The 13511-nt window shown below is 38.7% G+C and carries 10 protein-coding genes; 9 read left to right on the top strand and 1 reads right to left on the bottom strand.

Annotation, left to right across the window (positions count from 1 at the left end; translation table 11 throughout):
* Positions 1 to 228: 228 nt before the first annotated feature.
* The 4 genes from PL_RS06450 to PL_RS06435 are packed head-to-tail and all read left to right on the top strand — an operon-like array spanning position 229 to position 6474.
* A complete protein-coding gene (locus PL_RS06450; RefSeq protein ID WP_052496266.1) occupies positions 229 to 3141 on the top strand; it encodes a CheR family methyltransferase in 2913 nt (970 codons plus the stop codon).
* On the top strand, positions 3134 to 4759 hold the full coding sequence (locus PL_RS06445) for a PAS domain-containing sensor histidine kinase (protein WP_041881850.1): 1626 nt from the start codon (positions 3134 to 3136) through the stop codon (positions 4757 to 4759). The genes PL_RS06450 and PL_RS06445 overlap by 8 nt, the downstream gene beginning before the upstream one ends.
* Before the next feature lie 18 nt (positions 4760 to 4777).
* On the top strand, positions 4778 to 5776 hold the full coding sequence (locus PL_RS06440; RefSeq protein WP_041881853.1) for a chemotaxis protein CheB: 999 nt from the start codon (positions 4778 to 4780) through the stop codon (positions 5774 to 5776).
* 53 nt (positions 5777 to 5829) lie between these two features.
* On the top strand, positions 5830 to 6474 hold the full coding sequence (locus tag PL_RS06435) for a response regulator transcription factor (protein ID WP_041881855.1): 645 nt from the start codon (positions 5830 to 5832) through the stop codon (positions 6472 to 6474).
* Position 6475: 1 nt separating this feature from the next.
* On the opposite strand, the gene PL_RS06430 is transcribed toward PL_RS06435, so the two are convergent.
* A complete protein-coding gene (locus PL_RS06430) occupies positions 6476 to 7198 on the bottom strand; it encodes an HlyD family secretion protein (protein ID WP_041881859.1) in 723 nt (240 codons plus the stop codon).
* A gap of 269 nt (positions 7199 to 7467) precedes the next feature.
* Between PL_RS06430 and PL_RS06425 the strand changes: the two genes are divergently transcribed.
* The 5 genes from PL_RS06425 (at position 7468) to PL_RS06405 (ending at position 13511) form a co-directional block, all read left to right on the top strand.
* Complete coding sequence (locus PL_RS06425) at positions 7468 to 8202, top strand: LytR/AlgR family response regulator transcription factor (protein WP_041881861.1); 735 nt, start codon at positions 7468 to 7470, stop codon at positions 8200 to 8202.
* 143 nt (positions 8203 to 8345) lie between these two features.
* Positions 8346 to 10442 carry a TonB-dependent receptor plug domain-containing protein gene (locus PL_RS06420; RefSeq protein WP_041881863.1) on the top strand — a complete coding sequence of 699 codons (2097 nt, stop codon included), beginning with the start codon at positions 8346 to 8348 and terminating at the stop codon, positions 10440 to 10442.
* A 29-nt stretch (positions 10443 to 10471) separates the two neighbouring features.
* Positions 10472 to 11524, top strand: coding sequence for an HmuY family protein (locus PL_RS06415; protein WP_348621254.1), 1053 nt, complete (start codon positions 10472 to 10474; stop codon positions 11522 to 11524).
* Between the two features lie 95 nt (positions 11525 to 11619).
* Positions 11620 to 12468: a heme/hemin ABC transporter substrate-binding protein gene (locus tag PL_RS06410; RefSeq protein WP_041886746.1), complete on the top strand. Its 849-nt coding sequence runs from the start codon at positions 11620 to 11622 to the stop codon at positions 12466 to 12468.
* On the top strand, positions 12465 to 13511 hold the full coding sequence (locus tag PL_RS06405; RefSeq protein WP_041886748.1) for a FecCD family ABC transporter permease: 1047 nt from the start codon (positions 12465 to 12467) through the stop codon (positions 13509 to 13511). Before PL_RS06410 ends, PL_RS06405 begins: the two co-directional genes overlap by 4 nt.

The raw sequence follows: 13511 nt of genomic DNA, 5'->3' as shown, positions 1-13511 counted from the left end.
TTGTTATATTATTTTTTTCATCCGGGTGGATACCTGTTTGTATTTCCTGTCAGAGATAAATTTCACAAAAAAAAGAGCAGGATTCACCCGATGTCAATTGACAGAATAATAACGATTTAGCGATGATTCATGCAAAATTGATTTAATAAGTTTATCTTTTAATATATTTTTGTAACCGGAAACTAGCAACTTTATTTTAGCTTTATAAGATTTATTGAGAGAAAAATAATGATTCCACAAACATCCAAATCAAAAACAACCGAACAAAATAAATCATCTTTCCCAATCATCGGGATGGGTGGGTCTGCAGGTTCATTTCATGCTTTTGAAAAGTTCTTTTTACATATGCCGGTCAAAAGCGGGATGGCATTTGTGATTATTATGCACCTCGATAATTCCCATCATATTAATGTGGCAGCCATGCTTCGGCCGGTGTCATCTATGATTATCGATGAAGCAACAGATGGTACGCAGGTTGAACCGGATCATATTTATGTTATTCCTCCGGGTAAAGATATGGGTATACACAACGGACGTTTATTGTTAATGGAAGCTTCCCGTTATAAAGGTGCACACATGTCTATTGATTATTTTTTGCAGAGTCTTGCCGAAGACCAGTGGGGCAATGCTGTTTCTATTATTTTTTCGGGAATGGGTGCCGATGGAGAAACCGGTGTGAGAATGATCAAGGAAAAGTTAGGGATGGCAATGGTACAGGATCCGGCGACAGCTGAATATCCGAGTATGCCTAATGCAGCTATAAAATCCAACATGGTGGATTATGTACTTGCTCCTGAAGATATGCCCGTAAAACTGATACAGTATATTAATCATCCGGCATTAATGGACGCTAAGTCGGCTGATGATATTGCGATGAATAATACTAACCAGACACATCTGCAAAAGATATTAATGCTGTTGCGTTCCCATACAGGTCATGATTTTACATTGTATAAGAAAAATACAATTATCAGAAGAATTGAAAGGAGAATAGCCATTAATCAATTACATGATTATGTAGACTATATCAATTACCTGAGAGAAAATCCTAACGAAATAGCTTTATTATTTAATGAATTACTAATAGGTGTAACCAAGTTTTTCAGAGATCACAGTGCATTCGAAGTTTTAAAAAGTAAATTATATGCCCACCTGGCTAACAGAGGTATCGGTGATCCTATTCGTGTCTGGGTAGCAGGTTGTTCTACAGGTGAAGAAGCTTATTCTATTGCGATATTACTAATAGAATATTTCGAATCAGCAAAGATAGACAGAGTACCAAAACTGCAGATCTTTGCCACAGATCTTGATCCTATTGCTATTGATCATGCCCGGTCTGGAAATTACTTTGCCAATATAAGTTCAGAAGTATCTCCTGAAAGACTGGAACGATTTTTTGTTAAGGTGAATGACGGATATATTGTAAAAAAAGAGGTTCGGGAAATGATTGTATTTGCCCAGCATAACCTCATTAAGGATGCACCATTCACACGCCTGGATTTATTATGCTGCAGAAATGTGATGATATATCTTACTTCAGAGCTGCAGAAAAAAATCATTCCTGTTTTTCATTATTCTCTGAATCCTAATGGGCTTTTATTCCTTGGCCCGGCAGAATCTGTAGGGACTTTTCATGATAGCTTTACTAACTTAGATACGAAATGGAAGCTTTTCCAGCGTAAAGAAGGTGCTTCTCTCGGGAATATGCTTGATTTTCCATTTCATGTTGCCAATCAGCATAATAAAAATGTGAAGATGCAGCTGCCGGTTAAAAACATTAAGAATCCTTTAGTAGAAACTTTTCATAAAGTCCTGCTGGAAAACTATACGCCAACATCGTTATTATTGAATGAACGTGGCGATATCCTTTATATTAATGGTAAAACCTCAAAGTTTATGCAGATTAACTCTGGTGAGGCCATATTCAATATTCACAGGCTGGCCAGAGAAGAACTTAAATATGCCCTGGGGAATGCTCTGCATCAGGTTTGGGAGCAAAAAGAGAATATAGAGGTTTCTGATATAAAGATTAAGGAAGAAAACGGGGTTTACCTGGTGCGTTTTAAGGTCACCTACATGACAGAGTTGCCGTTGCAGGATTTGCTGCTGGTAACCTTTTATGATCTGGGACCGCTCAAGAAAAAGAGAGTGACCAAAGGCCTTAATATAGATCCATCAAGAGAGGGAGCGGTAGAGGAGCTGGAAAAAGAGCTGATTTATACCAAACAACAGTTACACAGTACTATTGAGCAGATGGAAACCTCGCTGGAAGAATTGAAATCTACCAATGAAGAGCTGCAGAGTACCAATGAAGAATTACAGAGTACTAACGAAGAAGCCCTGACTACCAAAGAGGAAATGCAGTCGCTGAATGAAGAGCTCATGACCATCAATCTCCAGTATCAGAATAAAGCAGAGGAATTAACTCAGCTGAATAATGATATGAAAAACCTGCTGGATAATACTGAAATCGGGACTATATTTCTGGATAACCAGCTTAATATTGTTCGTTTTACTCCTCAGGTCACTAAACTGTTTAATGTTATTCCAAGTGATGTAGGCAGATCTATTACCCATATCGTTTCCAATTTTGATTATCCTTCCCTGGAAGATTCAATCAAAGAAGTAATTGAAAAACTGGCCGGGAAAGAGCTGGAGGTTACAACGAAAAAAGACGAGTGGTATAATTTAAGGATCATGCCTTACCGCACAATGGATAATTTTATAAGCGGCGCTGTAGTTACTTTTACTAAAATTACCCCGGTAAAAGCAATGGAGAACAGATTAATATCTTTACTTAACTATGCAAAAGGTATGATCAACCTGAATTCTGAAGCTGCGGTAGTACTGGACAGAGACCGAAAAGTTCTGGTTGCCAATAACCAGTTTTTACAGAAATTTAATTTAAAGGAAGATGAAATTCTAGAACAATCTTTCATGGAGATTGTTCACAACAAATGGAAAACAAATAAGCTCGATAAGCTGCTGTTGGAGACCGAAGCGACAGAAATGTTTATTCAGCATAGTTTTCAGGGTTTAGGGCTAAAAGATATGTTTGTAAAGAGTCAGCCGGTCAATAAGGCCGAATCAGAAGTAGGTTTGATATCATTAATCACTTTTAGAAATCAAAGCAGTGGATAAAGATCATAGTTCAGAAAGAGAAAATAGTATATCATTAATCAGTAAGTTATCAGGAAAGCTTAAATATAAGAATGAAGATTTTTCTGCGAAGACAAGACTGACTCCTGATGATGTTAATGTTTTGCTTAATGAACTTCAGGTCTATCAGCTGGAGCTGGAGATGCAGAATGATGAACTGAAAGCTTCCTATGCAACGCTGGATCGGGAAAGAGCTAAATTTGTTGGTCTGTATAACCTGGCACCCGTAAGTTATTTTATTCTGGATTATCTGGGCATAGTAGAAGAAGTTAACCAGAATGCGGTAGACCTGCTTAATATACCCAGACAAACCATTCTTCATAAAAGATTTCAGAGTTTTATTTCGCCGCAGTCCTGGGAAGATTTTTATAATTTTCTTCACAGGCTGCAATACAATGATCATAAACAAACTGCTGAAGTTAAGTTAAAACTTATTGATGATCAGTTTATTTACGCCCGTATGGAAGGACGTGCGGTATCAAGTATAATTGTAACTGAAGTCAAATACTATATTGCAATTATTGATATTACTGAAAGCCGTAATGCCCAGCAGGTTTTAAAAGAAACAAAAGACCGGTTGGAAATGACCCTTAAGGCTTCAGCTACAGGTACCTGGACTATTGGTTGTGCATCCAATACTGTTTTCCTGGATACACATAGTTTTAATATTATGGGGGTAAGTAGTACATCATTCAACGGAACAATTACCGGATTGATCGAACTTATTCATCCTGATGACCAGAAGCAGGTAGGTAACCAGCTGATCAGCGCTGTGCATGGCATAAAAGATATAGATCTGGAATTCAGAATCGGGGACATTGATAATAGTTTCAGATATATAGCTGTAAAAGGGCATGAGATTAAAATACCGGAAGAGTCAGGGTATTTTGCAGGGATCTTAACCGATATTACAGAACGAAAACGATTGGAACAGGAGGCTGCCATTTTAAAGAATGATCAGCAGAAACTGGTTCTTTCGGCAACGCTCACCGCACAGGAGAAAGAACGTAACAGCATCAGCAGCGCTTTGCATGACAGTGTCTGTCAATTACTTTATGGAATAAAGTTAAATCTGGAAAGTGTAGAAAGAAGTAATTCGCTGAAGGGTGAGTTTAAGAATGTTAAACAGCTTCTTGATCAGGCAATTAAAGAGACAAGACAGATTTCCTATGAACTAACTCCATCAGTACTGAAAGATTTTGGTTTTGTTGCAGGAATAAAGGAAATGGCGCAGCGTACCAGTACAGTTCATTTTCAGATTGATACCTATATCGATAGAACTGCAGATACTCTACACCCTGACGTACAATTGTATATTTTCAGAATGATACAGGAATTAGTCAATAACTGTATTAAACATTCAAAAGCAAGTCATGCAGAGATCAGTGTCTGTTTAAAAAACAATAGAGTATCTATCCGGGTATCTGATAATGGAACAGGTCTCAGTCAGCCGCACGATCAGGAAAATAACACGGGTTCGGGATTAAGCGGGATCAGAAACAGAGTATACCTGTTAAATGGAAAGATTAAGTTTGAGAATTCAAAAAAAGGCCTGACAGTAACTATTACATTTGACAATACTCCTGAACTCTCAGTATAAAAATTCAATTCAAAGCGTATGGAGACAGAAGTGAAAAATATCATTACTATAGGAACTTCCGCTGGCGGACTTTCTGCAGTTTCAAAATTGGTGTCTACTTTTAAAAAAGACCTGGACGCAGCAGTTTTTATTGTGATTCATTTATCCAGGAGTTCGATGACTGAAGTACTTTTGGGGGCAATTCAGAAACATACTGAATTGGAGTGTATAATTCCTGAAAATGGGCAGTCAATAGAGAACAGGACAATTTATCTGGCCAAAGCAGATCACCATATGTTGCTGGTAAAGGGACAGATTCTGATTACAAGAGGTGCTTTTGAAAATCACTGGAGACCTGCTATAGATGTGCTTTTCAGATCTGCAGCTGCAGCTTATGGAGATTGTGTGGCAGCTATTATTCTGACTGGTCTGCTTGATGATGGTACTTCAGGCATGTTTGCTGTCAAAAGAAGCGGAGGACTCTGTATTGTTCAGGACCCTGAAGAAGCAGAATTCCGCGATATGCCTGACAATGTATTAAGGAGTGTTGAAGTCGATTACAAAGTGTCTGTAAATGAAATGGGTTATATTCTGACTGATAGATTCCTGCATACTGTCTGCGAAAATAAAGAAGCACCTGCTGATGTAAAACTGGAGGCTGATATTACCAGAAGAATGACAAGTAGTATGGAAGATCTGGCTAAATTAGGAGAATTCAGTCATCTTACCTGTCCGGACTGTGGAGGTGCATTGGTTAAAATAAACAATGATGCTATAAACCGTTATCGCTGTTATACCGGGCATTCCTTCACTGAAAAGATACTGGAGAATGAACAGATGAAAAGAATAGAGGAGTCGCTTTGGGTTGCTATAAGGATGATGGAAGAAAGAAAAAATCTATTGCTGAATATGAAAAGAGATGATCCGGGCAAAATAAATTTGCACGCTGATTCTAAAAATAATGAAAGAATTGAAGAAATTCAGCTACATACTGACAGACTGAAAAAAATGTTAAAGGATCTGGGCGGATTGTCTTAGCTATGACAGGAATTTTTGTGATAAAACAATGTTCAAAAAAATAAGTAGTATTTATGTTAAGTTTAATATTAGCAGAAGATCATAATATTGTACGTAATGGAATTCGTATGCTATTGGAGGCAGATAAGGAGATTAGTATAGCAGGGGAGGCTACAAATGGAAAGCAGGTGCTGGATATAATTAGTGAGGGGCTTAAAGTAGATATTGTGCTTGCAGATATTAATATGCCCGAAATGGATGGGATTTCTCTGATTAAAGAACTTAAATTAAACAGTCCGGATACACAGATTGTCATGCTTTCTATGCTGGACAATGAGAAGTATGTTTCTCAGGCTTTCTCAGAAGGAGCATCTGGTTACCTGCTGAAAAATGTTAGCTCCGATGAACTTATTTTTTCCTTAAAACATGTTCATTCAGGAGGCAAATATTTATGTGCTGAACTGGCTATACGTCTGTTGGATAAGGCTATCCGTGCACCGGCTTTAAGTCACCATGATGCTGAAATTGAATTTTCCATGCGCGAAATTGAGATCCTGGATCTGATAGCAGAAGGACTGACCAATAATCAGATGTCGGCTAAGCTGTTTATCAGTAAAAGAACAATTGAAGGACACCGTCAGAGTCTGATAGAAAAGACGGGCGTGAAAAATACTGCTTCATTGATTAAATTCGCAGTGTTAAGAGGGATTATTCACTAAATTATAAAAGGCTAAGTAACTTATAACCCAGTTTCTGTGTTTTAAATTTGACCTGGGCTTTGCCTTCCTGATTAAAATTCAGCATTCCCTTTTCAGAAAGATCTCTGATGTCATCATACTCCAGGTTTATCTGGAAAGGGTATTTTCCAGACCGGTCCGGGCATTTAGCTATAGATGACACCGTACCCGGAATATTGAAATCCTCTCCATATCTTTCCACAGATACCTGAACCTTGTCGCCGATACTCAGTTTTGATATATCAAATTCATCAGCATCTGCAGTACAGTAGATTTCGTTTTTGTTTTTAATATCAGGCATGATATAAAACAGCGTATCGTTTTTACTTACATAGGTTTTATTCCTGAATTTAATTTTATAAGGCATATAATATCCTGATTCTTTGGCGTATACAGAAGTTTCCTTTTGTGCTGATAAGTCAAAAATCGTAAACAGGAAAGTATTGGGTGTAATTGCATCATTAATATCAAAAACATCTCTTTTGATAATTCCGTTATAAGGACTGATGACCGGAACTATTTTGTGCTGCGTACGGAATCTTGCATTAAAAGACATGCTGTCTTTATAAGGAATCATAAATGCCAGTGGAATTAAGGAACTCAGGATAAGTGCACTCAGGACAGCACCCCAGCTGAAAATCCATTTTTCAGATCTGTTGGTTACATCATTTTTCTTAGTCTCTGTCAACTGTATTTCTTTTTCCATTTCAACGTAAGCCAGCAAAAAAATAAAACAAGCCAGAAAGCTAGACCTCTTCCTGACTTGTTTTTTTCATAGGTAGAAAAGATAAATCTTCCTGAAATTATTGATATAGTCCGGCTTAGAAAAATAATTTGGGTTAAAGTAAGTATTTGGGAGGTAAACGGAATTTTTAGGAGGGTTAAAAAATTAAGCAAATGAAATATTGATTTAGCAGTTTATAATAGTACATTCATCTATCTGTATTTTACCTATGATTAACCTAGAATTTACCAATGAATATAACGTGCTATATTGTTGACGACGAATATCATGTAATCAGTACTTTAAGAGAATACATCAGTGAGGTTCCTTATCTGGAGCTTGCGGGGTTTAACAGTAATCCGGAAAAAGGGCTCGAAGAGGTAAACAAATTAGCACCGGATTTAGTATTTCTCGATGTAAACATGCCTATGCTTGATGGAATGGATTTCTGTCAGCTGATCACTACTGCCACTAAGGTTGTATTTGTGAGCGGTTACCGGGATTATGCTTTTGATGCTTTTAGTCATAACGCGGTCGATTATCTGCTTAAACCAGTATCCCATAAAAGATTCATGCAGGCTATCCATAAAGTGATCAGTTTTGTCCCTATGTTAGGGAAACCTTCGACGGTAAATACATTCTCAGAGATCACTTATATTTACATTAAGCATGGGGTGAAGGGAAGGCTTATTAAGATAGAATTTGATGATATCTATTATATAGAATCGAATGATAATCATGTAATTATTAATCTGGAGAATGAGAATTATGTAGCTTATATTCCCTTGAAAAATGTGCTTCCTCAGTTGCCTGAAACCAGTTTTCTCCGCATTCATAAATCTTTTGTGGTAAATCACAAAAAAATCAGTCATATAGAGGGGAATATGATCATTCTTAAGAACAAAACCATTCTGCAGCTGGGGAATACCTATAAAGATTCTTTCTTTAAATATGTGGGTTTGAGTGTGTTGAAGACCAATAAATAAAATTCCTGTTATATTCACTATTTTATTGTGTACTGGATTTATTATCAGTCCATTAGGAACTATTTGCATTTTTATTTGTAATTATTCTAAATAACTCCTTATACTTGCAGTGTTATTTAAAATAATTCTAAATAGTTTTTTTAATGAGAATTGGTTTACTCCTGGTTATAATAATTATATTCACTGCAACAGCTAATGCGCAGAAGAAAAGTGCTGTTAGTAAACAGAAAAAAGATACAGTTGCGAACAACTTAAAAGAAGTTGTCGTTACGGGGGAGTATCAGCCGCAATCATTAAAAAATTCAGTTTACCGCACACGTATAATCAACGCAGAGCGGATACGCCTCAAAGCAGCTGCTAATATTCAGCAGGTCCTGAATACCGAACTGGGTTTCAGATTTACCAATGATCTTACTGTAGGTACCAGTGATGTACAGATGATGGGGATGTCGGGCAGGAGCGTAAAGATTCTTTTGGATGGCGTACCGGTAATTGACAGAAGTGATGCCCGGGAAAGTTTAAATCAGATAGACATCAATACGGTAGAGCGGATCGAGATAGTTGAAGGGCCGCTTTCAGTTTCCTATGGTTCAGATGCGCTGATAGGGGTAATCAATATCATTACCAAAAGACCAGGTAAAGAATCCCTGAATATCAATGCAAGAGTGCAGGAAGAAACCGTAGGCAAAGAATATTCCCCTTTTGGGAAAACAGGATCACATATGCAGCATATAGGCGGTGGATGGGGGAATAAAGGCTGGAGTGTACTGGCTGGCCTGACCCGTGATGATTTCAGAGGTTTTCATGTACCGGCAATACTCGCTACACCGGAACAGATTGTTGCGGACGCAAACCGATGGAAACCCAAGAGAAAATGGATGGCCAACGGGAAAATTGGCTATAGGGATGATAATTTTAATATTTGGTACAGACTGGATTACCTGGATGAAAATATTGATAACAGAGGCGGATATATAGTCAATGCCAATAAATCAATCAATCAGCAATATATCACTAACCGTTATATTCATCAGGTACAAAGTGAGTATCGTTTTAACGACAGACTTTTCTTAAGCGGATCTCTGGCCTACAATAACCTGACCCGTTCAACTCAAACAACAGAACACGATTTTGCTACAGGAACCGATAGAATAACTGATGGACAGGGGCAGCAGGATGTTGCTAAATTCAAATCAGGTGCTTTACGTTCTACACTGGTTTATAAACTATCTGATCAGATTTCTTTTCAGCCGGGTATAGAAATTAATATTGACGGAGCCTCCGGACAAAGAATCAAAGGGAATCCAACCATCACTGATTATGCATTTTTTATCTCTTCAGAACTGAATGTAATTCGCGGCTTAACCCTTCGTCCGGGATTCAGGTTTATTAAAAACTCTGTTTATGATGCACCACCGGTTGTTCCATCCCTGAATGCGAAAATCATTTTAACTGATAAAATGGATCTGCGTCTTGGCTATGCAAGTGGCTTCCGTGCTCCGGCTTTACGTGAACTTTATTTTGACTTCATAGATGCAAACCATAAGATTTTAGGAAATGAAAATCTGAAAGCTGAGCAGTCGAATAACTTTACAGCCTCTTTGTCCTTAACTACGGCAGAAGGCGAAGGTTTCAGTGCGAAAACTGTATGGAGTGGTTTCTATAACAATATCAAAAACCAGATTGATTTTTTAAGCTCAGCAACAGATCCAACGTTATCAGAATTAATCAATCTCGAAAGATTTAAAACTACCGGCGGAACACTGGAGAACACGCTGATCTGGCGGAATTTCCAGGCCACTCTTGGTTTTTCCATGATTGGTACCTATAACCGGTTGAGTGAACAGGCAGAAACTTTTGGCGAGTCGCCGGAATTTGTCTGGTCACCTGAAGTGAATACCAATCTGACTTATAGTCTTCCTGAGTGGGGAACCACGGTTAACTTATCCGCTAAATTCAATGGGACCAGAAGACGGTATGAGAATTATTCAGATAATAACGTACAAAAGCTGAGACTGGCAAAAATTGGTTCGTCCACTTTTGCAGATCTGATGATTACCAAAAGACTGTTTAAATCTCTCAACTTAAATGCAGGAGTAAATAACCTGTTTAATATCACCACATTAAGCAATAGTGCTTCGGGAGGTACAGGTGCGCATAATGTTGGCGGGCAGCCGGTTCCGGCAAGTTATGGCCGCTCTTATATCGTGGGATTAAGCTATAACTGGTCAAAAAAATAATGAATATCAATTAAAATAACATACACAAGATGAACAAATTTACTCAACTGATTACTTTACTATGTTTGGCAACAGCATTTGCAGCTTGCAAAAAAGATAGTGACCCTATTATTGAAACACCTGCTTCTACAGGCAGTACGCTGACATTAAACGGACTGATCGGTTCCGAACCGGGCCCGTCAGCAGGAAACAGCGTTTTTGTAGATTTCAGTGCTGATAAACAGACTGCTGTTGCGCGTAATTCCTGGGATCTTGGATTTTATTCAGGTGCAGATTTTAAAGTGATTCTGAATCATACCGTAGGTGCGACAGCAATTGAGCTGGCAGAGACCGATTTAACTAAGATTACAGCGGCTGATACGGTTGCTCTGGCAACTGCCGGAACTTTAAGTCTTGGTCAGGGTGAAGGAGGTTTTAAATATATAGACCCGGTAGATGGTGATGCTTCAGCTTATTTAGCTGGTACTGTAATCAAAACTATTTCTGCTACAGATGCAGAGAATAAAGTTTATATCGTTAACCGTGGCGGAACAACAGGATGGCAAAAAATCCGTGTAATCCGTGCCGGTGCCGGTTATACTTTGCAATATGCTAAAATCACGGATAATACCTTCAAAACACTGAACATCAATAAAGATGCTGCTTTCAATTTTAGATATGTATCCTTTAAAACAGGAGCGGTTGATGTTGAACCAGCTAAAGCAAACTGGGATATTGAATGGACACTGGCAACTTATAAAGCCAATGCCACTATACCCTATACATTCTCTGATTTTGTACTGATCAATTTTGTTGGCGGTGTAACTGCAGCCGAGGTGATTGTTGCAGATAGTAAAGTGAGTTTTGCAGACTTTGCTGAAGCTAATTTATCGGGAAAAGTATTTTTAGGTAAAAGAGAAGTAATTGCAGGTAACTGGAGAATTACTTCAGGTACGCCGGTAGGTGTAAAAACAGATCGTTTCTACCTCGTTAAAGATGGCGCAGGTAATATCTATAAATTGAAATTTGTGAGTTTCCATGCAAATGATGCAGGAGTTCGCGGTAAACCGGTTATCGAATATAAACTGGTTAAAAAGGCATAAACTTGGTTAGTTTAGGTTGCAAAGGCCGGCTTTCATGGATATGAAAGCGGCCTTTGGTTATTTTAAATAGTAGAAAAACAATAAATCATAAACAGATGAAATTTACCCTATTAGCAGCATCACTGGCCGTACTTAGTCTGGGGGCCTGTCATACAAATCAAGAGACAACGTCTGCAGGTTTTGCAGATAGTACTAAAATCGTATCCCTGAGCGGCGCCATCAGTGAAGTACTGGCAGGTGCCGGTTTAGAAAAAAATATTGCAGGTACAGATATTACCAGTAATTATCCTGAAGCATTAAAAGTAAAACCAAAAGTGGGGCATAACAGGAATATCAATGCCGAAGGTATCCTTGCTTTACGTCCTGATCTTATTATTGGTCTTAAAAAAGACTTTAATCCTGCACTTACTGCACAATTTAAAACCGCTGGTGTGAAACTTTTATTAGTCGATCAGGAATATTCTGTCAAAGGAACCAAACAACTGATCCGTACCTTGACAGATAGTCTGCATGTATCAGCCAAAGGCGATTCTCTGATCAGCATAGTAGATACAGAACTGGCAAAGGTTAAGCCTGCAACCCATAAACCTAAGGTGTTATTTATTTATGCCAGAGGTGCCGGAACAATCATGGTTGGTGGTACAGGTACACAGGTAGAAACAGCCATTTCGCTGGCCGGAGGTCAGAATGCGGTAACAGAATTTGCTGATTATAAACCACTGACTGCCGAAGCTTTAGTCAAAGCCAATCCGGATATTATTCTGCTTTTTGATTCAGGTTTACAAAGTCTGGGTGGTCCTGAGGGAGTAGCTAAAATTCAGGGAATCAAAGAAACAAATGCAGGTAAAAATAAAAAGATTATCAGCATGGATGGGGAGTTATTAGGCAGTTTTGGTCCGCGTCTGGGAATTGCAATTCAGGAATTAGCCGCTAAAATAAATTGAATAAAAGAACAAAAATAATATTGTTATTGCTCCTGTTGGTATTGCTGGCTGTTATTATACTGTCTTCATGCATAGGAGCGGTATCTATTACCGTGGCAGAGCTTTGGTCTGTCATTGCCTGCAAAACCGGAATACTGGATGTAGCGAACTTTAAACCACAACAGGCAGCAGTACTGATGAATATCAGATTGCCGAGAGTAGTTTTAAGTGTTTTAATCGGTGCCGGACTGGGTATTTCAGGGGCAGCCATACAAGGTTTGTTCAGGAATCCGCTGGCAGAACCCGGTTTGATTGGAGTGTCGGCCGGTGCTACATTATTTGCTGTAATTGTGATTGTGCTGGAAACCAGTGTATTATCCAGGCTGAATGGAGTTGCAGGTTTTTATGCAATTTCATTTGCTGCTTTTGCCGGAGCATGTCTGATCACCTTTATCGTTTACCGTATGTCTACAAGAAATGGTAAAACTGAAATTACCACATTGCTGCTATCGGGTATTGCAATTAATTCTTTAGCAGCAGGTTTTGTGGGTCTGTTAACCTATATGGCTACTAATGAACAGCTGCCGGCAATTACTTTCTGGAGTCTGGGTAGTCTGGGGGGTGCCAGCTGGCAAACTGTAAATGGTATTCTGCCATTTATCATTATACCTGTTGCGATACTTCCATTCCTGGCTAAGTCTTTAAATACATTAGCTCTGGGCGATGCACAGGCGCTTCATATGGGGGTAGATGTGGTCATGATGAAAAGGATCATTATTATCCTGGCAACTATGGCAGTGGGTGCATCTGTTGCAGTTGCCGGAATAATCGGGTTTATCGGGCTGGTCATTCCTCATATTTTGAGAATGCTGTTTACGGCAGATAACAGATTGGTTATTCCGGGTGCAGCTATCCTGGGAGCCGCTTTACTGGCAGCTGCTGATTTAGCTGCCCGAACGATTGTTGCACCTGCAGAATTGCCTATTGGTATTCTGACTGCATTAATCGGGACGCCTGTATTTATGTACATTATCGTTACAGAACGAAATAAAAATAAATTGTAG

Source organism: Pedobacter lusitanus, assembly GCF_040026395.1.
Taxonomy (GTDB): domain Bacteria; phylum Bacteroidota; class Bacteroidia; order Sphingobacteriales; family Sphingobacteriaceae; genus Pedobacter; species Pedobacter lusitanus.
The sequence above is the reverse complement of the archived record's forward strand: the minus strand, read 5'-3'. Positions and strand labels throughout refer to the sequence as shown.